Origin of the sequence: Micromonospora sp. WMMD729, from assembly GCF_049315225.1 — a bacterium.
Classification (GTDB): Bacteria; Actinomycetota; Actinomycetes; order Mycobacteriales; family Micromonosporaceae; genus Micromonospora.
The window spans coordinates 2,644,852-2,664,524 of sequence record NZ_CP186059.1 but is presented as its reverse complement, the minus strand read 5'-3'; the positions used below and the strand labels follow the sequence as shown (position 1 = coordinate 2,664,524).

Annotated in this window: 20 protein-coding genes, 1 pseudogene and 1 riboswitch; of the genes and pseudogenes, 14 read left to right on the top strand and 7 right to left on the bottom strand. The window is 72.4% G+C overall.

What is annotated here, in order from left to right:
• Positions 1-3: 3 nt before the first annotated feature.
• Positions 4-1,269 carry a lycopene cyclase family protein gene (locus ACN263_RS12155; RefSeq protein ID WP_422739902.1) on the bottom strand — a complete coding sequence of 422 codons (1,266 nt, stop codon included), beginning with the start codon at positions 1,267-1,269 and terminating at the stop codon, positions 4-6.
• 271 nt (positions 1,270-1,540) lie between these two features.
• On the opposite strand from ACN263_RS12155, the gene ACN263_RS12150 reads away from it, so the two are divergent.
• Positions 1,541-2,035 (top strand): hypothetical protein, encoded by a 495-nt coding sequence (locus tag ACN263_RS12150; RefSeq protein ID WP_422739901.1) that lies wholly within the window; start codon positions 1,541-1,543, stop codon positions 2,033-2,035.
• Between the two features lie 88 nt (positions 2,036-2,123).
• A complete protein-coding gene (locus tag ACN263_RS12145) occupies positions 2,124-2,735 on the top strand; it encodes a class F sortase (RefSeq protein ID WP_422739900.1) in 612 nt (203 codons plus the stop codon).
• A gap of 62 nt (positions 2,736-2,797) precedes the next feature.
• Here the strand turns inward: ACN263_RS12145 and ACN263_RS12140 are convergent, their stop codons facing one another.
• On the bottom strand, positions 2,798-3,265 hold the full coding sequence (locus ACN263_RS12140) for an NUDIX domain-containing protein (RefSeq protein ID WP_422739899.1): 468 nt from the start codon (positions 3,263-3,265) through the stop codon (positions 2,798-2,800).
• Between the two features lie 24 nt (positions 3,266-3,289).
• Entirely contained in the window at positions 3,290-4,513 is a 1,224-nt protein-coding gene (locus tag ACN263_RS12135) for a helix-turn-helix domain-containing protein (RefSeq protein WP_422739897.1), read from the bottom strand.
• A 233-nt stretch (positions 4,514-4,746) separates the two neighbouring features.
• Between ACN263_RS12135 and ACN263_RS12130 the strand changes: the two genes are divergently transcribed.
• Both ACN263_RS12130 and ACN263_RS12125 read left to right on the top strand, forming a co-directional pair.
• On the top strand, positions 4,747-5,001 hold the full coding sequence (locus tag ACN263_RS12130; RefSeq protein ID WP_422739896.1) for a hypothetical protein: 255 nt from the start codon (positions 4,747-4,749) through the stop codon (positions 4,999-5,001).
• 353 nt (positions 5,002-5,354) lie between these two features.
• Positions 5,355-6,461, top strand: a complete 1,107-nt coding sequence (locus ACN263_RS12125) for a magnesium and cobalt transport protein CorA (protein ID WP_422739895.1) — start codon at positions 5,355-5,357, stop codon at positions 6,459-6,461.
• Positions 6,462-6,565: 104 nt separating this feature from the next.
• On the opposite strand, the gene ACN263_RS12120 is transcribed toward ACN263_RS12125, so the two are convergent.
• Positions 6,566-7,273, bottom strand: coding sequence for an MBL fold metallo-hydrolase (locus ACN263_RS12120; protein ID WP_422739894.1), 708 nt, complete (start codon positions 7,271-7,273; stop codon positions 6,566-6,568).
• Positions 7,274-7,370: 97 nt separating this feature from the next.
• Here ACN263_RS12120 and ACN263_RS12115 point away from each other — a divergent pair, with 97 nt between their 5' ends.
• From ACN263_RS12115 to ACN263_RS12105, 3 genes are all read left to right on the top strand, one after another.
• Complete coding sequence (locus ACN263_RS12115; RefSeq protein ID WP_422740691.1) at positions 7,371-7,790, top strand: YchJ family protein; 420 nt, start codon at positions 7,371-7,373, stop codon at positions 7,788-7,790.
• Between the two features lie 202 nt (positions 7,791-7,992).
• Positions 7,993-8,730 carry a hypothetical protein gene (locus ACN263_RS12110; protein WP_422739893.1) on the top strand — a complete coding sequence of 246 codons (738 nt, stop codon included), beginning with the start codon at positions 7,993-7,995 and terminating at the stop codon, positions 8,728-8,730.
• Positions 8,727-9,113 (top strand): VOC family protein, encoded by a 387-nt coding sequence (locus ACN263_RS12105; RefSeq protein WP_422739892.1) that lies wholly within the window; start codon positions 8,727-8,729, stop codon positions 9,111-9,113. Before ACN263_RS12110 ends, ACN263_RS12105 begins: the two co-directional genes overlap by 4 nt.
• Positions 9,114-9,162: 49 nt before the next feature.
• On the opposite strand, the gene ACN263_RS12100 is transcribed toward ACN263_RS12105, so the two are convergent.
• Together ACN263_RS12100 and ACN263_RS12095 are read right to left on the bottom strand one after the other, a co-directional pair.
• Entirely contained in the window at positions 9,163-10,524 is a 1,362-nt protein-coding gene (locus ACN263_RS12100) for an MFS transporter (RefSeq protein WP_422739891.1), read from the bottom strand.
• 682 nt (positions 10,525-11,206) lie between these two features.
• Positions 11,207-11,852: pseudogene (locus ACN263_RS12095) on the bottom strand (mechanosensitive ion channel family protein); the annotation flags it as partial.
• 175 nt (positions 11,853-12,027) lie between these two features.
• Here ACN263_RS12095 and ACN263_RS12090 point away from each other — a divergent pair.
• The 6 genes from ACN263_RS12090 to ACN263_RS12065 all read left to right on the top strand — a co-directional run bounded on the left by ACN263_RS12090 (position 12,028) and on the right by ACN263_RS12065 (position 17,996).
• Positions 12,028-13,158, top strand: coding sequence for a peptidoglycan recognition protein family protein (locus tag ACN263_RS12090; protein ID WP_422739890.1), 1,131 nt, complete (start codon positions 12,028-12,030; stop codon positions 13,156-13,158).
• Positions 13,159-13,268: 110 nt separating this feature from the next.
• Complete coding sequence (locus tag ACN263_RS12085; protein WP_422739889.1) at positions 13,269-14,843, top strand: glutamate synthase-related protein; 1,575 nt, start codon at positions 13,269-13,271, stop codon at positions 14,841-14,843.
• Positions 14,844-15,169: 326 nt separating this feature from the next.
• On the top strand, positions 15,170-15,766 hold the full coding sequence (locus ACN263_RS12080) for a GNAT family N-acetyltransferase (protein WP_422739888.1): 597 nt from the start codon (positions 15,170-15,172) through the stop codon (positions 15,764-15,766).
• Positions 15,767-15,865: 99 nt separating this feature from the next.
• Positions 15,866-16,303, top strand: coding sequence for a VOC family protein (locus ACN263_RS12075; protein ID WP_422739887.1), 438 nt, complete (start codon positions 15,866-15,868; stop codon positions 16,301-16,303).
• Between the two features lie 58 nt (positions 16,304-16,361).
• A complete protein-coding gene (dinB, locus tag ACN263_RS12070) occupies positions 16,362-17,549 on the top strand; it encodes a DNA polymerase IV (RefSeq protein ID WP_422739886.1) in 1,188 nt (395 codons plus the stop codon).
• 93 nt (positions 17,550-17,642) lie between these two features.
• A complete protein-coding gene (locus tag ACN263_RS12065; RefSeq protein WP_422739885.1) occupies positions 17,643-17,996 on the top strand; it encodes a hypothetical protein in 354 nt (117 codons plus the stop codon).
• A 76-nt stretch (positions 17,997-18,072) separates the two neighbouring features.
• Here the strand turns inward: ACN263_RS12065 and ACN263_RS12060 are convergent, their stop codons facing one another.
• Positions 18,073-18,741 (bottom strand): transglycosylase family protein, encoded by a 669-nt coding sequence (locus ACN263_RS12060; protein ID WP_422739884.1) that lies wholly within the window; start codon positions 18,739-18,741, stop codon positions 18,073-18,075.
• A riboswitch (cyclic di-AMP (ydaO/yuaA leader) is annotated at positions 18,741-18,909 on the bottom strand. Its footprint overlaps the gene before it by 1 nt.
• A 270-nt stretch (positions 18,910-19,179) precedes the next feature.
• Between ACN263_RS12060 and ACN263_RS12055 the strand changes: the two genes are divergently transcribed.
• Positions 19,180-19,668: a peptidoglycan-binding domain-containing protein gene (locus tag ACN263_RS12055; protein WP_421470655.1), complete on the top strand. Its 489-nt coding sequence runs from the start codon at positions 19,180-19,182 to the stop codon at positions 19,666-19,668.
• Positions 19,669-19,673 lie beyond the last annotated feature (5 nt).

The window sequence follows — 19,673 nt, the reverse complement described above, 5'->3', positions numbered from 1 at the left end:
GGCTCAGGCCGGCGGGTCGGCGCGGGGTGGGACCGGACCGCCCACCACGGCCGCCGGGATGGCCGGCGCGGGACGGACGGGGCGCAGCCGGTCGCGGGCGCGGTGGGCCGCGTCGCCGACGGTGGCGGCGATCATCGGCCCGAGCCGGGTCGAGTTCATGATCGCGATCTCCTCGGTCGGGGTGGTGACGCCGTCGAGGAAGCGCAGGACCCGCTCGGCGGGGTTGCGGTCGAAGAGCCGGTCGAAGAAGTCCGGACCGCCCACGCCGCCGCTGTCCAGCGCCCGCAGCGCCACCGCGTCCATCCAGCGGTGCCGGGCCGGGTACGCGGGCCGGGGAACGGGCGGACGGCCGGCGGCGAGCGCGCGGGCGATCTGGTCGGCCTGGCGGTGCATGGCGGAGAAGGTGAAGCCGGTGGAGGGGCGGGTCGCCCCGCCGGCCGTGCCGAGACGGACGACGCGGGACGAGGGTCGGGCCGGGAACGGCGCGTCGGTCATCGGGATTACCCCGTTCTCGACCTCGCGGATCCGCAGCCCCGTCGGGTCGAGCCCGAGCAGGTCGCGGTAGCCGACCAGCGCCGTGTCGTACCCGGCGTCGGTGAGCAGGCCGGGCGAGAACTCGGTGTACTCGACGAGGGCGTACCGGTCGTTGACCGGGAGCAGGTAGCCGAAGGAGACGCCCCGGGGCGGCTGCGGGGTGCGGAAGTCCATGAGCACCGCCCGGCGCGGGTCGAACACCGGCCGGTCGGCCTCCAGCCACCAGCCGCGGAAGTGCTGCAACCACGTGGTCCGGCCGGCGCGGGCCGGTGGGCGGGGCCGGGAGTCGAGCACCCAGCCGGCCCGCACGACCGACCCGTCGCCGCAGCGGACGAGCACCCGGTCGCCCTCGTCGATGACCGTCTCGGCCGGGGCGACGATTCGGCGGGCGGTGAGCCGCTGCTCGGCTGCGGCAGCCCGGTCGTAGACCGGGCCGGAGCGGAGCATGGCGTACCGCAGCGGGGTCAGGTCCAGGACGCGACGCCGCGCGGGCGTGACCACCTCGACCTGGTGCCAGCTCGCGCTGAGCAGCGGGTCGAGGTCGGTGTCGGGGTGACCCCAGAACGCCCAGGTGCGGTCCTGGCCGCGCCGGCGGACCGGGTCGACGACGGCGATCCGCAGATCGCGGACACCGTGCCGGTCGAGCGCGGCGAGCACCAACGAGGCGGCGCCCCCGCCGCCCACCAGCGCAAGGTCAACCTCAAGCCTCACATTCACGCCACCACGCTCCCACACGCCCTTCTACCCCGCGATCTTGCACTTTCTGTGGCGACATATAGGGCATCCCTCGCATGTCGGCGACCGAAAGTGCAAGATCGGCGCAATCTTGTCGGCCCGCACCAGGACCCGCCTTCGGGTGGACACGTGACGGCAACGAAGGTTTCTCATTTTCACCTGATCGGGGCCCCAACCCACCTAGTGTTGGGCACACCGGTGCTAGTCACGGAGTTGGCCACCCGAACGACGTCCCACGCAGTCAGCGGACGAAAAGTGAGGGAAGACGCGTATGAAGGTCTCAACAGCACTCTGCTCGGCGGCGCTCGGCGTGGGCCTCGGCACGCTCCTGTTGCCGGGCGCCGCACTGGCCGACACCGTCGTGTCACCGGCCACCACCCCGGTCGGAGGAACCGTCGTGCTCACCGCGACGACCTGCAACCCGAAGTCGGGTGACGTCATCTTCCGGGTCACCGGACCCAACCGCGACCAGAACGTCCGATCCACCACGGCCGCCGCGGGCGGCGGACTCAGCGCCGAACTGTTCACCGCCGGGTTCACCCTGGGCACGTACACGGTGGCGGCGACCTGCGGCGACGGCAGCTCGGCGGGCAGCGCCACCTTCACCGTCACCCCGATCGGCGGCGCCCCGGCCGGCTCGGGCGGCGACAGCCGGGACGGACGTGACGCGGGCGCGCTCGCCGCCGGAGGCACCCTGCTCGGCACCGCCGCCGCGGGCGCGGCGCTGCTGCTGCGCCGACGCCGACCGGTGTCCACCGTCGCCTGACCGGCGACCGCTCCATCCCAAGAGATCGGGTGCCCGTGCCGGTAGAACCGGCGCGGGCACCCCGACCAGCCCTGACGGAGGTGCGCACGTGTGGTGGCGGCGAAGCCTGCCGGCCGTGGTCGCCCTGCTCGGCGTCACCGGACTCGGACTGATCACCGTCGGTCTCACCGACGGGCCGGCACGTCCGCCACACCCGCCGGCCGACGCACCGGCACCCTCCCGACCCGCGCCGGACCTGGCGCCGCTGCCCCGCGCCGCGCCCGTCCAGGTCCAGATTCCCACCATCGGGGTACGCGCCGACATCGTCGCCGTCGGCGCGGACGCCGCCGGGGTGCTGGAGGTACCCCCGCTGGACAAGCCGGCGCTCGCCGGCTGGTACCGGCACGGGGTGAGCCCCGGCGAGACCGGCAACGCCGTCCTGGTGGGACACGTCGACTCCCCCGCCGGTCCGGCGGTCTTCTTCGACCTCGGCCGACTGCGCGCCGGCCAGGAGATCCAGGTCACCCGGGCCGACGCGCGGGTCGCCACGTTCACCGTGGACGGTGTCCACGCGTACCCCAAGAGCAGCTTCCCCAGCACCCTGGTCTACGGCCCGGCGGACGTCGCCGGGCTCCGCCTGATCACCTGCGGCGGCCGGTTCGACGACGCGACCGGCAACTACGTCGACAACATCGTCGTCTTCGCCACCCGCACCGCCTGAGGGCGAGTCCTGACTCGAGAAGAGACAACTGCATCCGCCCCAGGAGAGGTTAGGAGTTACGTCTAGATGACGCTGCCGTGTTCCGCGTACGAGGGCGCGCCGTTTTCCAGAGCTGCGATCGAAATGCGGATCCTACGGGCGAGGCGGGGTAGCACGTACCCTTCCAGGGACTCTGCGCTCACATAACGCCACTCGGTCAGTTCGCCGTCCGCGAAGCGGATGTCGCGCTCCTGCTCCGGGCTGAGTGATCCGCCGTTGAAGATGAAAAGCAGCTTGTCGCCCTCGTGTTCTGCAGGTGCCCAGTCCAAGACCAGCATCGAACCGAGCGCCGGGGAGAGGTCAAGCTCTTCGCGAATCTCACGTATGCACGCAGCACGAGGAGATTCGCCGGGTTCGACGTAGCCGCCCGGGATGTCCCAGTGCTCCTTGTAGCTCGGGTGCACGAGCAGCACCCTGCCTTCGTTGTCCAAGAAGAGGGCACCGGCGGCGACGCGTGGGGTTGCCACGGGTGGCATCTCATTGGCCGTCACCAGGGCAGCCTAGATGGACTGGATTCAGTCGAGCACCTTGAGTCGCTGGGCCAGGCCGACCAGTTCGGCTGAGGGTTTGCCGCGCTGACGGCGGATCCAGGTCAGCGCGAGCTGGCGGCTGAGGAAATGATGGCGGACCTGCTCGGGTGCGATCTGTTCGGCGTCGAGAATGACGGCTTGGGCTTCGTCGACCCGGTTCCATGAGCTGTAGGCGCGAGCGACTTCGAGGGCGTGTCGTACCCGGCGCTCGATCGGCAGGCCGGCGGTGTTGACGCGCGGGCCGAGGTCGATGGCGACTTGTAGGTCGCCGAGTTCGGCAGCGGTGGCGACGCGGTGGATCGCGACGTTGGTCGGGCCGAACGCGGTCCAGAAATGGTTGGCGTCGGCCCCGAGTTGGCCGGCGGCTTGGTCGGCGGTGGCGAGGAAGGTCCGGGTGGTGGTGGCGTCGTTGGCGCGGGCGGCGGCCACCGCGCCGGACAGGAACAGCGTCCCGTAGACGGAGAGGAGCGCTGGTGTGGCGTGCTTTAGGTGGGGCTCCAGGTAGCCGGCAGCGTCTTCGGTGAGGCGTACCGCTTCGGTGTAACGCCCGTTGGCGTGCAAAGCGTGACCGACCGAGCGGTAAAGGGAACCGGTGACAACAGGGTCGCCCGTCGGTCGGACAGCGGCCAAGCCGCGGTCGGCGGCGATCCAGGCGAGGTCGCTCTCACCCAGCTTGGTGAGCTGGGTAGCGGCGAGCTGGTACACCAGCCCGAGAAACCGACGAGCCTGGTCCTGGTCGTCGCCACCGTGGTGGTCAGCAGCGGTCTGGGCGCTGCGCAGCAGCTCGGGCAGGCGGCCGGTGACATACCCGAACCGGGAGTCCTGGTAGGCATCCCAGAGGCCGCCTACCTCCTTCCGGAGCATCGCAAGGCTCGTCGGCTCCGCTTCCGTGCTGCCGCCCAACGGGCCGAAGGCGCGGTAGTCCATCAAGGCAGCACGCAGGGCCGGAACGGTCGTGGTGCCGGTGTCGCCGTTCCAGTCGAGCAACCCGGGCTCGCCGAGAAGATCGCCGAGGGAGACGTCCAGGACGTCGGCGAGAGACGTGATCACGGAGAGCCGATCCAGCTCTATCCGGTTGTTCTCGATCTTGCCCAGCCAATCGGCGGTACGACCGATCAGACCGGCCAGGACCTCTTGGGACAGGCCGCGTCGGTAGCGGTACCAGGCCACGCGTTCGCCGATGGTCAGGTTGTTGGTTCGTCCGCGCACCGGCTCACCGTCCCTCCTCCGCAGGCTTGAACCCCGGAAGGATTTTCCGGGTATCTGGGCATCACCTGCCACAACCTGTGTCCGTGACAGGGCTGAAGGCATCGACCAGCCGACCCGGGGTGGGTGCTGGCGTGGGACCACGACCCGAACGACGATCCATCGACGGGCCGTCTGCCCCGGTGCCGCGCAGAGTCACGCCGCACCGGCCGGGTGTTCCCATTCCAGGCGACCTGGTGTTGATCGACGGCCGGGCGTCGGTGCAGTTCAGCGGTGAGCGGGCGCTGTGGCTGCGCGTGACCTCGATCTGCGACAAGCCGACGTATCCCGGCTGGGTGTGGCTGACCGGCTACTCCATCGACCTAGGCACCGGCGAGGCCCTGGCCCGACGAGAGATCTTCGCCCAGATCTCCGGCCTCAAGATCCAAGGAACGACGAGCACATCGCCTCACCACAAAAAGGCGCCAACGACGAGGAGACGCGGTGTTTGACGTTCGAGTACAACTCGGGGCAGTACTGGACATCGACGCGGCCGATCGCCTTCTGCCATCAGACGGCCCGCTACGGCTGTGGGTGACGGGAGTACGGCTCGTAGCCAACCGCCCTCCCCAAGACGAGTGGATCTGGGTCGAGGGCATCAAGCTCCTCCCGTCCGGCCGTCGCGGCCCGCAAACACAGATCCTGGTACGCGCGAGCAGGCTTCCACCAAAGTGCCCGGCGCGGTAAGCATTCTCTGTCAGGCGTGACACCCGGTTGTCGGACGCCGGACGCCGCTGGGCAGAATCCGGTGGCACCATGCCCTGCGAGCACCGTGGCCGCGACGGTGCGCGGGAGGGGGCACGTCGTGGATCAGCGAGCGGTACGGGACCGGGCCGGTCGGGGCGTACGGGCGCTGGCCCGTCGACTACTCGGCCGCCCCGGCGGTGACACTCCCACGCCCCGCCGGTCCAATCCGGACGCGGTCGTCGACTGTGCCGTCTACGTGAACGGTCGCCGCGAGCCGGGCCGGCCGCACTACGACGACGCGTACGCCCGCGCCCGGCGTGGCCGCAACGCGTTCGTGTGGCTCGGGTTGCACGAGCCGGGGCCGGCCGTGCTGGCGGCGGTGGGCCGCACCTTCGGCCTGGACGAGCTGACCGTCGAGCAGGCGCTCGCCGACGGGCACCGGCCCACCGTGCAGCGGCACGGGCCGGTCACCCTGCTGGTGCTGCGCACCGCCGGGTACGTGGAACACGCCGAGCTGACCGACACCTCCGAGGTGATCGACACCGGTGACGTGATGGTGCTGCTCGGTGACCGGTTCGCCGTCACCGTGCGGCACGGCGCGGCCGGGGCACTGCGCGACGTCCGCGCCGACATCGAACGCCGGCCGGAGTTGCTGGCCGCCGGTCCCTGGGCGGTGGCGTACGCGGTCTGCGACCGCATGGTCGACACGTACCTGGAGGTGGCCGGACACGTCGAGCGCGACCTGGAACGCGTCGAGGAGGCGGTCTTCGCCCGCGACCGGTCGGCCGAAATCCAGCAGGTCTACCAGCTCAAGCGGGAGGTGGTGGAGTTCAAGCGGGCGGTCCTCCCGCTGCAGCCGCCCCTGCGGACGCTGCTCGACCCGACCGGCGACGGCCCGCCGCGCGCCCTGCACCGCTGGTTCGTGGACGTCGACGGCCGGCTGGGCCGGGCCGTGGACCGGGTGGCCGCGTACGACGACCTGCTCACCTCGATCGTCCAGTCCCGTCTGGCGCAGCTCGCCGTCGAGCAGAACAACGACATGCGCAAGATTGCGGCGTGGGCCGCCATCGCCGCCACGCAGACCGCCATCGCCGGCATCTACGGTATGAACTTCGACCACATGCCGGAGCTTGCCTGGCGCTACGGGTACGCGGGCGCGCTGGCCCTGATGGCGGTGGCCGCGCTCGCGCTGTACCGGCTGTTCCGCCGCTCGGGCTGGCTGTGACCCCTTCCCCGCGATCTTGCACTTTCGGTCGCCGATATGCACCCTTTGCCGGCAATGCAGGGACAGTAAGTGCAAGATCGGCGACGGGGAGGAGCGGCTGCGGGTCAGCGGCGGGCGAGGAAGGCGCGGATCCGCTCGCGGGGACGGTCGGTCAGCTCCGGGCCGTGGGTGAACGCCGCGATGTCGTACTCCAACTCCCCGAACACGTGGGCGGTCTGCCGCGTCATCCGGAAATCGCTGCACAACAACTTCGGGGCCCAGCGCATGCCGAGCACGTTGAACAGCGCGTCCCCGGTGATCAGCAGCCGGGTCGGCTCGTGCAGGAGCGACACGTGACCGGGTGAGTGCCCGGGGGTGTGCACCACCCGCAGGCCGCCGCCGACATCGAGCACGTCGCCGTCGGCGAGCGGTTGCGCCACCCGTACGGCCGGGAACTTCCCGCCGGCCACTTGGGTGAAGAACCGGCCGCCGGTCACCGCCGGGTCGACGGGCGGATTGTGGCCGCCCTCGGCGTACGGGACGTCGGCGGCGTGCGCGGCGACCGGCGCGCCGGTACGGCGGGACATCTCGGCCGCCCCGCCCGCGTGGTCGGGGTGCGCGTGGGTGAGCACGATGCGGGTGACGTCCGCCGGTGTCCTGCCCATCGCGGCCAGCCCACGCACGATCTTGGCTGGCGCCTTGGCCAGCCCGCAGTCGACGAGCGTCACGCTGCCGTCGTCGTCCACGAAGGCGTACGAGTTGACGGCCGAGCGGCCCACGGTGGGGATACGCCAGACGTTCGGGGCGAGCGAGACCGCCGGGGAACGCGTCATGCCGGGGAGTCTAGGGACGGTCGTCAACCGTCGGCGTCCCGTCGACGACCGGGCGGCCGGTCGCCGGAACCACCTGCTGGTGCGGCAGGATGGTCCGGTGGGCAAGGCAGGACGAGGCCGGCGGGCGAACGCGACGAGCGGCGGACCCTGTCCGTGCGGCACCGGTCGGGCGTACGCCGACTGCTGCTCCCCCGTGCACGACGACGCTGCGCCGGCGTCGACCGCCGAGGCGCTGATGCGCTCCCGGTTCAGCGCGTTCGCCCGGGGCGACACCGACCACCTGCTGCGGAGCTGGCACTCCTCGACCCGGCCGGAGCGGCTGGAACTGGACCCGGCACAGCGGTGGACCCGGCTGGAGATCGTCGAGACCGAACGCGGTGGCCTGCTGGACGCCACCGGCACGGTGACGTTCCACGCCCACTACCGGGCGGGCGGCCGATCGGGCACGCTGACCGAACGCAGCCGCTTCTCCCGCGAGGACGGCCGCTGGGTCTACCTCGACGGTGACCAGCTCTGACGGCTGCGCGGACGGCCGGTCGGGGCGTATGATGACGGCGGCGTAGTCCTGCGCCGCACCTCCCTCCCGGCGCTCACGCCGCCGGCCACGCGGAGGCAAAGGGGGCCCCGGCGCCCTCGGGACGTGATGCCACATGCCCCACTCCGGCGGGGTCGGCGGGAGCGTGAGTCCCGGTGACCGTGCCGTTGACCGGGAGCATGTGATGACCGAGCAGAAATCGTTCAAGACCCGGGTCCGCGCCCGGGTGGCGAAGACCGGCGAGAGCTACACCACGGCCCGCCGGCACCTGATCAATCGGGCCGCCGGACCGACCCCGTCTCCGGTGTCCCCCGCGGCGCCGACCGAACGGCCGTCCGACGCGGCTACGGGATCCGCCGCCGCGCAGACCGAGCGGATCGCCGACGACCTCCTTCGCGACCGGACCGGCCAGGGCTGGGCGGACTGGTTCGCCGTGCTCGACGCCGCGTCCGCCGCCGAGCGGACACACACCGAGATCGCCCGCCTGCTGATGACCGAGCACGAGGTGCCGGGATGGTGGGCGCAGACCATCACCGTCGGGTACGAGCAGGCACGCGGCCTGCGTTCGCCAGGCCAACGGCGCGACGGCCGTTTCGAGGCCAGCGCCAGTCGGACGGTGGCGGTGCCGGCGGCACGGTTGTTCGAGGCCGTCGCCGACGAGACGGTACGCGCCCGGTGGCTGCCCGACGTCGAGGTGCGCGTCCGTACCGCCACCGCACCGCGCCGCTTCCGGGCCGACTGGGCCGGCGGACCGACCCGGATCGTCGTCGGCTTCGACGCGGTCGGCGAGTCGAAGACCCGGGTCAACGTCCTGCACGAGAAGTTGACCGGAGCGGAGCAGGCCGCCGAGCTCAAGGCGTACTGGCGGGACCGGCTCACCGCGTTGAAGGCGCTGCTCGAGTCGAACGGAGACGCCCGATGACCATGACCTTCATCAACCTGCCGGTGCGTGACCTGACCAGCGCGGCCGAGTTCTACCGCGCGCTGGGTTTCGACGCCGACCCGGCCGGTCCGGCCGGTGACAGCAGGACGCTCACCGTCTCCGACGGCACCCGGCTCGTGCTGCACGTGCGCTCGATCTTCGAGGCGTACACCGGGGTCGCCGCGACGGACACCGCGGCCAGCCGGGAGGTCATCGTGGGGTTGTCGGCGCAGAGCCGCGAGCAGGTCGACGAGTTGGTCGATCGGGCGGTGGCCGCCGGCGGCGAGTCGCTGGGCCCGGGGTCCGCGAGCGGGCCGATGTACATGCGCGGTTTCCGCGACCCGGACGGCCACCAGTGGTCGTTCCTGCACATCGCCGGTTGAGCGGACGCCCGACGGCGGGAGCGGGCCCTCCCGCCGTCGGGCCACACCCTCAGCCCGGGCCGCGCGCACCGGCCGCGGCGACGTCGCCGGGCACGGCCGCGCGGCGGCGTCGGCGGCCCCGCACCACCAGCGCCACCACGAGGTACGCCCCGGCGGCCGCCGCGAACGCGACCGCGTTGCCGGCCGACGTGGCGACCAGCCCGTACCCGGCGTACGTCCCGATGACCAGCAGGTCGGTCAGCATCCCGGCCAGCGAGGTGACGGTGGCACGGCTACCGCCGGTGATCCGGGCCTGGAGGCGCGCGTCGGCCAGGACGGTGGCCAGTTGCGCCGCGCCGAACGCCACCGCGAGCAGCACGAAACCGGCCGGATGCCGGACCAGCGCGCCTGCGGCCAGGGCCACCGCGACCAGGGCCAGCAGCGCCGCGTATCCCCGCCGGCCGAGCCGCTCTCCCACCGGGGCGAGCAGCCCGCCCACGGTCACGCCGGCCCACAGCAGCAGGAGCAGCAGCGGCACCGCCGGCGCGCCCACGCCGGTGTCCAGGGCCAGCAGCGGCGTGTACTCGTCCAGCGCTCCCCAGTCGGCGGCCACCACGGCGGCCAGCAGCACGGCGGCCCGCACCGGTGGCCGGGTACGGACCTGACGCAGACCCGCCCGAAGCGTCTCGGTCCAGGTCAGGTCGTCGCTGCCGTCCGGGTTGGACGCCCCGGCCGGCGCGTCCTCGGGTGGGGCCGGCGGTGGCGCGGCGGACGACACGGCAGGCGACGCGGCCGGCGACATGGGTGGCAGTTGCGCGGCCGGTGGCGGTGGCGCGACCGGGGACCGGCGGTGTTCGGGAAAGCGGGTGGCGACGGCCGCGGCGAGCAGGCAGGCGAGCACGCTGCCCGCGCCGACCGCCGGGTACCCTCCGGCGGCGAACACCGGACCGGCGAGCACCCCGGTGACCACCACACCGAGCACACCCGCCGTACGGGCGCGGCCGAGCACGCGGGCGTACCGGTCGCCGGCATCGAGGCGGGCCAACTCGGTCCAGACCAGCGCCTCCAGCGCACCGGAGACCAGCGCCCCGCCGGCGCCCCAGAGCAGGAAGCCCACCGCGAAGGCCGGGTACGACGGCAACAGCACCCAGAGCGCGTAGCCGGCGGCGGTCACCAGCGGGGCGAGGCACAGCAGCAGCCGGCGGGACGCCACGTCGGCCCACGCGCCGGACGGCACCTCGAACAGGATCCCGGCGGCCGACCAGAGGACGAACAACGACGAGATATGCCCCACCGACAGGCCGGTGTCGGCGAAGAGCACCACGTACAGCGGATAGAGCAGGACGAGGTCGCTGAGGAACGCGTACCCGTAGAGGGTCGCCGAGAGGCGGCGCACCGCCGGTTCGGGTACGCGCGAGGCGAGGCGGATCATGGGGGCCTTCCCGTGGGAGTGGACGCGGACACCGGATGTGCGATGTCCGGGGCGGCCCACGGGCGCGGCCTACGGGGCGGGATCAATGTCGCCAGGTCATGTCGGCGATGGTAGACCGGCGTCCCGACGCCTGCCAGCGCCTTCGACGCCCGGCGGAACGTGCGGCGGGGCGGGATCCGGGTGGATCCCGCCCCGCGGCCGGCCACTCGGCCGGGCGTCGTTCAGCGCCGTTCGGGGTCCACCGGCGGGATGACGGTGGTGGCCTCGCTGTCGTCGCCGGTGCGCTGCCCGGGAACCGCGCCGCCACTGATCACCTGGGTCGTGTCGGCGTCCCGGCCGGCACCCACCACCTGCGTCGTGTCGTCGCGGGCCGACGCGGCGTCGACGGGCGTCCGCCGGTTGACGACCTGGGTGGTGTCATCGGTCGACGGCCGCACCACCTGGGTGGCGTCCGGGTCGGACGGCCAGGTCACCACCTGCGTGGCGTCCGCGTCCGACTCCGACGGGCGCGTCACCACCTGGGTGACCTCGGGGTCGGACGGACGACCCTCCGGCGCGGCGTCGGCGGTCGCGCGGGCCTCTGCCGCGCGGGCCTCCTCGGCCCGGGCGGCCTCGGCTTCGGCCTCGGCGCGGGCGGTCCGGTAGGAGCGGGCGTGCGTGACGATGTTCTGCGACTCCTGCTCGGCGCGGGTCAGCCACGACTCCCAGCGACTCTGCATCGGGCGGATGAGACCACCACCGACTCCGACCACCAGGATGCCGCCGACGGTGGCCAGCACGGCGATCAGCACCGGAGTGGTGACCGCGGTGGCCACACCGATCTGGTTCAGCGCGGCGATGACGCCCAGGCCGAGGATGAACACCTGGGCGATACCGGCCAGCGCCCGGCCGTACGACAGCCCGCCGAGCGCGCCGCCGATGATGTCCTTGACGGCGTTGGCGATGGCGGCGGCGACCACCACGATGACGATCGCGACGAAGGCCCGGGGCAACCAGGCGACCACCGCAGTGATCAGGTCGGAGATCGGGTTGGGCCCCCAGATGCCGAAGGCGAGCTGGAGGGTGAGCAGCAGCACCGCGTAGTACACGAGCTTCGCGACGATGTCGCTGGCGTCGTACCGGGAACGGTTCAAAGCCCGACGGATGCCGCCGCGCTCGACGGCGCGGTCGAAGCCCACCCGTTCCAGGACCTTCTCCACGATCTTCAGCACGGCCTTGGCGATCAGCCATCCGACCACCAGGATCGCCACGAAGGCGACGGCCTTGGGCAGGAAGAGCATCACCGAGCGGAGGGCGTCACCCACCGCGTCGCTGACGTTGTCACTCATCTGGTCATTCCTTAAGGGGCAGCGCGGACAGTCCGCCCCGACCTACCCCCACCAGCGGACCCGGAAACGCGACAGGCCCTAGCGCGCGGGCGAGTCTTGGCAATATTCTCCGTGATGCGCGCGGCCACTGGAGCTACTTTTCAACCCCCCGCCGTCGGCCGCAGGAGGAGATGTCATGCACGTCGAGCATTCCGAAGTGGACCGCCGGACACTGCTGCGCGCCGGTCTCGGCGCGGCCACGGTCGCCGTCGTCGGAAGCGAGCTCGCTTTCCCCGGCGCGGCGCAGGCCGCCCCCGGCACGGACCTGGACTGGATCATCAGCTGCGACGAGTGGGGCGCCCGCCCGCCCGCGGACCCGCTGTCGGTCAGCGCCATCGCCACCAACAAGATCATCGTGCATCACATGGCCTTCCCGAACGTGACCGACTACTCCCGCGAGCAGGCGGTCAAGCTGGCCCACGACTGCCAGGACCTGCACATGGACGGCAACGGTTGGTCGGACACCGGCCAACACTTCACGGTGAGCCGGGGCGGTTACGTGCTGGAGGGTCGCCGGGGCAGCCTGGAACGCCTCGAAGCCGGCGACCGTCAGATGATCGCGGCGCACTGCCCGGGTGAGAACGGCCGGGCCATCGGCATCGAGAACGAGGGCACCTACGTCACCGAGACCCCGCCGCAGGCGCTGACCGACTCGCTGGTCAAGCTCTGCGTGGCGATCTGCCGGCAGTACGGCCTGCACGCGTACGACATCTTCGGTCACTGGGACTTCCGCACCACCGAGTGCCCCGGCGCCGCCTTCTACCGGCAGTTCCCGGAGCTGCGGCGGCGCGTGCACGCCGCCCTGGGCACCGCGCTCGGTGACGTGCCGGCCCGTCGCTGGCCCGACCTGTGGCGGTTCGTCAACTCTCCGTCGGTCCGGGTGGTGCAGCACCTGCTCGTCCAGCGGGGCTACGCGGTGACCGTCAGCGGCACCTTCGACGCCGCGACCGTGGCCGCCGTGCAGGACTGGCAGGCCCGCAACGGCATCGCCGTGGACGTGGACGCCACGCTCACGCCGCCCACCTGGGAGACCCTGGCGCCGGAGCTGGACCAGCACGCCGCCGGAGCGCCGGTCACGGCCGTCCAGGAGATCCTCGCGACCAAGGGGTACGCGGTCACCGCCACCGGGGCGTACGACCACGCCACCCGGGCCGCCGTGCAGGACCTGCAGGCGCTGCACGGCCTGCCCCGCAACGGCAAGGTCAGCACGAGCACGTGGTGCGTCCTGGTCGGCGGATCGGTCCGCCAGTCGTACCGACACCGCTGAGCCCGGCCGGCGGCGGCGCGGGTCCGACCCGCGCCGCCGCCAGGCCCACCACCAGCGGGTATGCGGCACGGTCGGTTTGAGCCGGTGCGCGCGCGGAAAGAGTCCCGGTCATGACCTGGGCCCGTCGAGCCGTACCCGCCGTCGCCGCCGCCGTCGCGGCGCTCGCCGCGCGTGACCTGATCCAGCGTGACCACGCGCTGCTGCGCAACTTCCCGGTGCTCGGCCGCGCCCGGTACCTGCTGGAGGCGATCGGACCGGAGCTGCGGCAGTACATCGTGGCCGGCAACAACGAGGAGCGCCCGTTCACCCGGGACCAGCGCCGCTGGGTGTACGCGTCGGCCAAGCAGGAGAACAACTACTTCGGCTTCGGCACCGACAACGACATCGAGTTCACGCCGGGGTACCCGATCATCAAGCACCGCACGTTCGGCCGAGCGGTGCCGCCGTCCACGCCGGCAGCCGGGCACGACGTGCGACTGCCCTGCGCCAAGGTACTCGGCGCGGCCCGCGGGCGGGCCCGGGCGTTCCGGCCGGAGTCGGTGGTCAACATCTCCGGGATGAGCTTCGGCTCGCTCTCCGGCAACGCCATCGCCGCTCTCAACAAGGGAGCGGCGCTCGCCGGGTGCCTGCAGAACACCGGCGAGGGCGGTCTGTCGCCATACCACCGCAACGGCGGTGAGCTCGTCTTCCAACTCGGCACGGCGTACTTCGGCTGCCGCGACGAGCACGGCCGGTTCAGTCTCGAACGGCTGAAGGACCTGGTCGCCGGCGCGCCCGTGCGGGCGTTGGAGATCAAGCTGAGCCAGGGCGCCAAGCCGAGTCTCGGCGGCCTGCTGCCCGGAGCGAAGGTGTCCGCCGAGATCGCCGCCACCCGGGGCATCCCGGCCGGTCAGGACTGCGTCAGCCCATCCCGGCACGCCGAGTTCTCCGACTGCGACAGCCTGCTCGACTGGGTGGAGCTGCTGGCCGCCGAGACGGGCCTACCGGTCGGCATCAAGTCGGCGGTCGGGGACCTGACGTTCTGGCAGGAGCTGGCCACGTTGATGCGCGACACCGGCCGCGGCGTCGACTTCGTGACGATCGACGGCGGCGAGGGCGGCACCGGCGCCGCGCCGCTGATCTTCACCGACTCGGTGTCGCTCCCGTTCCAACAGGGCTTCTCCCGGGTGTACAAGGTCTTCGCCGAGCACGACCTGCACGAGAAGGTGGTGTTCGTCGGAGGTGGCAAGCTCGGCCTGCCGGACAACGCCATCGTGGCGTTCGCACTCGGCTGCGACCTCGTCAACGTCGGCCGGGAGGCGATGTTGTCGATCGGCTGCATCCAGGCGCAGAAGTGCCACACCGACACCTGCCCCACCGGCGTCGCGACGCAGAACGCCTGGCTGGCCCGGGGCCTGGACCCGGCACTGAAGTCGGTCCGGGCCGCCAACTACCTGGCGACGCTACGCCGGGACCTGGTCAAGGTCGCCGAGGCGTGCGGTGTCGAACACCCGGGCCTGATCGACACCGACGCCGTGGAGATCCTCGACGGCCGCACCGGCTCCACCCCACTGCACGAGGTGTACGGCTACCGGCCGGAATGGGGACTGCCGTCGCCCGCCGACCAGGCCGAGATCATCCGGTTGATGGCACCGGAGGCGCCCCAGGGCGGCACCGCCCCGCCGTCGCCCACCGCCGTCGGCTGACCCCACGCCAGCTCCCGCCGGCCCGGCCCGACTCCCCTGGTCGCCGGCCCACGGCCCACGGCCCACGGCCCACGGCCCCAATGAGCGTGATGCCTGTGGGTCATCTTGATGACCCACAGGCATCACCCTTTCCGTGGCGAGCCCGGCCCGCGGCACCCCGCCGCGTCAACACCCGACACCGTGCGAGCGTGATGCCCCTGCGTCATCTTGATGACCCACAGGCATCACCCTTCTCGTGGCGGGCCCGACCCGAGGCACCGGGGGCGCCGTCGGAACCCCGCGATAACTCGTGGAGGCCATGGACCCAGCGCGCTTATGGTGGCGCGGTGCTGATCAGACGCGAGACCGCCGCCGACATCGACGCCATCCGGGCCGTACACGCCGCCGCCTTCGCCTCCGCCGATCACGGCCCCGACGGCGGCGACCACGGCCCTGACCACGGCCCCGACCACGGCGACCACGGCCCCGACCAGGGCCGCGACGATCGCGTGCCGGTCGAGGCCACGCTTGTCGACGCCCTGCGCGGCGACGACGGGTGGCTGCCCGCGTACTCCCTGGTGGCGACCGATGCGGACGGCCAGGTCGTGGGCCATGTGGTGGCCACGCGCGGCCGCGTGGCCGGTGAGCCGGTGGCGTTGGGCCTCGGTCCGCTCGGCGTGCTGCCGCAGTGGCAGCGGCGCGGCGTCGGCAGCGCTCTGATGCACGCGGTCCTGGGTGCCGCCGACGCCCGCGACGAGCCTCTCGTGGTGCTGCTCGGGCATCCCGAGTACTACCCGCGCTTCGGGTTCGGGCCCGCCGTCGAGCTGGGCGTCACCCCGCCGCAGCCCTGGGGCCCGCAGTACTTCATGGCCCGACCGCTGACCGCGTGGCGCGCGTCGATCCGGGGCGAGTTCCGCTACGCCCGTCCCTTCGACGACCTGTGACCCGCCCGCACCACGGTGGCGCGCGGTGGGCCGGTCTTGTCGGTCGGCCACGAGAGGATGGCGGCGTGACCCACCAGACCGGCAAACGAGGAGACTGCCATGGCTCGTGAGGTGCAGATAACGTTCGACGCCGCCGACCCGTCCGCCCTGGCAACGTTCTGGGCCGACACTCTCGGCTACGAGTTGCAGGGCCCACCCAAGGGCTTCGACTCCTGGGAGGCCGCCTTGGACGCGATGGGCGTGCCGCCGGAGCGTCGCAACGACGCCTCCGCGGTGGTCGACCCCACGGGCGCGGGGCCACGGCTGTTCTTCCAGCGGGTGCCGGAGGGCAAGCAGGCCAAGAACCGCGTCCACCTCGACGTGCGGGCCGCGCCCGGGCTGACGGGCGACGACCGGATGGCGGCCCTGGAGGCGGAGGCCGACCGCCTCGTCGGCCGGGGCGCGAGGCGACTCGCCCGACACGAGCCCGCTCCCCCGCTCGGCGCCGGTCACATCGTCATGGCAGACCCGGAGGGCAACGAGTTCTGCCTCGACTGAAGCGGGCGTTCTCCCAGCTCACTGCCGCACCGGCCAGCCGCCATGCGAACATGTGTACGTGTCGCACGGGGCCCACATCCTGCACGCCGACCTGGATGCCTTCTACGCGTCGGTCGAGCAGCGTGACGACCCGCGCCTGCGTGGGCGGCCGGTGATCGTCGGCGGCGGCGTGGTGCTGGCCGCCAGCTACGAGGCGAAAGCGCGGGGTGTGCGCAGCGCGATGGGCGGTCAGCAGGCCCGACGGCTCTGTCCGGACGCGATCGTGGTGCCACCTCGGATGTCGGCGTACACGCAGGCCAGCCGGGCGGTGTTCGAGATCTTCCGGCAGACCACGCCGCTGGTCGAAGGGCTCTCCATCGACGAGGCGTTCCTCGACGTGGGCGGGTTGCGCCGACTGGTCGGCACCCCGGCCGACATCGCCCAGCGGCTGCGGCGGGAGGTCCGCGACCGGGTCGGCCTGCCGATCACGGTGGGCGTGGCCCGGACGAAGTTCCTGGCGAAGGTGGCCAGCGCGGTGGCGAAGCCGGACGGGCTGCTGGTCGTCGCCCCCGACGCCGAGCTGGCGTTCCTGCATCCACTGCCGGTGGAACGGCTCTGGGGCGTCGGGCCGGTCAGCGCTGCCAAGCTGCGGGAACGCCGGATCCGTACGGTCGCGGACGTGGCCCGGCTCGGCGAGGCCGCGTTGGTGTCCCTGCTCGGGGCGGGCGCCGGCCGGCACCTGCACGCCCTCGCGCACAACCGTGACCCACGAACGGTGCAGGTGGGCCGCCGCCGGGGCTCGATGGGCGCGCAGCACGCGTTGGGCCGTGCCCCGCACACGCCGGCGGAACTGGACGCCATCCTGGCCGGCCTGGTCGACCGGGTCACCCGTCGGATGCGTACGGCCGGGCGGTCCGGACGCACCATGGTGCTGCGGCTACGTTTCGGCGACTACACCCGCGCCACGCGCTCGCACACCGTACGCAAGGCGACCGCCGACACCACCCCGCTGCTCGCCGCCGCGCGCACGCTGCTGCGGGCCGCCCTGCCGGAGATCGACCGGCGCGGTGTCACCCTGCTCGGCGTCTCGGTGGGCAACCTGGACGACAACCCGGTCCAGCCGGAGTTGCCGTTCCAGGCCGACACCGGGGCTGACCTGGACGCCGCCGTGGACGCGGTCCGGGACCGTTTCGGCTCGACGGCGCTCACCCGGGCGGTACTGCTCGGCCGTACGCCCGGGGTCGAGATGCCCCTATTGCCGGACTAGCCGCTGCGACCGGAGACACATCACAGCAGGTCGGCGGTTTAGCCGACCGCCCACGGGTGAATTCTTGACCGGAAAGCCTGACGAGGGGGGCCCATGTCCGACGAGACCAGCAACCGACCGAGCCGTCGCGCCGAACGCCCGCACGACGTGACCGACCCGCTGCTGTGGCAGCTCGCGGTCGACGTGCTCGACGTGCACGAGCCCGACGACGAGGGTCACTGCCGCAATCTCCAGTGCGCCGGCCAGTCCTGGCCGTGCACGGCGCGTACCACCGCCGAGCAGTCGCTGCGACTGGCCCGCAGCACCCCCGACGCGGCCGGGACGGCCGACGGCGGCGAGGCCGACACCGAGTGGCCGGCCGGGACGGCCGCGCCGGCGCCGCGTTGGGGCTGGAACGCCGACGTGATGGCCCGCCGCGACGCGCGGACGGCCGCCTCGGCGGCCTGACGCGTCCCCCGGGAGACAGCGCACAGACGAACGAACGCTCGGCCGGGGATCCGGCCGAGCGTTCGCCTGTGGTACGTCAGAGAGCGAGCCGCTGCCCCGGGAGGATCAGACCCGGGTCCGCGCCGATCAGCTGACGGTTGCGCTCGTACAGGGCGTGCCAGCCGCCGCTCTGCCGGTGCCGCTCGGCGATCTCGGACAGGGTGTCCCCCGGCCGGACCACGTAGGTGTCACCGCTGGCCGCCGGGGCGGTCCGCTCGTGGTTACGGGTGGCCGGCCGGTCGCCGCGCGACGAGTGCTCCTTGCCGGCGGTGGACGACGACGACGTGCCGGTCGACGTCGTCGAGGACTTGCCGGTGGACTTCGTCGCGGAGCCGCCCGACGAGCCGCCCTTGCGGCCGCAGGTCGGCCACGCGCCGATGCCCTGCCCGTCGAGCACCTTCTCGGCGATCGCGATCTGCTCGCCACGGCTGGCGAGGTCGGCGCGGGCGGCGTACTTCTTGCCGCCGTAGCCGGCCCAGGTGCCCTGGGAGAACTGCAACCCGCCGTAGTAGCCGTTCCCGGTATTGATCTTCCAGTTGCCGCCGGACTCGCACTGGGCGATCGCGTCCCAGTTGACACCGGCCTGGGCCGGGGCCGCCGGGCCGAAGAGGGCGACGGCGCCGGTGACCGCGCCGACGGCCAGGGTGCCGACGGCGACGCGGCGGGTGGTGACCCGTCGATGACGGGGGGTGTACGCAGACGTCATGGAACTTTCCTCCACGCCGGCGAGGTGAGCTGTCGGGTTCGGGCCGAGGAGCCCGGCCGCGCGCTGCGGCTTCACCCCGAGGTGACATGCACCGAGGAACCTGGGTCCCCCGCTCCTGCCCGGGTTCTGTTTCCGACGACCGGGGGCAGGATTTGGCGTTACCGGTCGCGGCGTCCACGGTGGCGGACCCGACCGACGGTAGGCACGGTCGCCGACGGTCGCCCACCGCTTGTGAAGTTGTTCACCGGCCCGCGCGGGGCACCCCGGCCAGCGGTTGCGAACGACGTTCACCTGTGCACCGACCACGATGGACCGATTCCGATCACGGTGTGACGCGTACCTGGTGAATTGACGTTCGGACAGGAAACCGTAGACAACCGATCGCGATGCTCCGAAGCGCACCGGGTCCATCCCGGACCCCACACGCAGGAGGAACCCATGGCGCTCCAGCAGAGTCGCACCGGCCGTCGCCGCGCCGCGGCCACCCTCGTCGCCGTACTGGCCGGCGTGGGCCTGACCCTGTCCACGCCGGCCGCCGCACAGGCGGCCAGCCCGTGCACCAGCCTGACCTTCTACCGGGTCGGCGGCTACCCGGGCGGGGCGGACATGCACGTGCCGACCGTCGGCTGGCAGACCGGGAACAAGAGCTGCTACCTCAGCTACGGCCACTCGAACTCGGCGGTGCTGGTGTTGCAGGAGGCGCTGAACAACTGCTACTCGCGGTCGCTCACCCTGGACGGCAACTACGGTTCGAAGACCCGCGAGGCCGTCCGGTACGCCCAGCACAAGATCAACGAGGACATCGTGTACGCGAACATCGCCGAGGACGGCGAGTACGGCCCGCAGACCCGCGCCTACATGGGCTTCGCGATCTTCGGGGTCAACGGCGGTCCGGTCATCCCCAACGTCTGCTACTACCCGGGCTGACACCA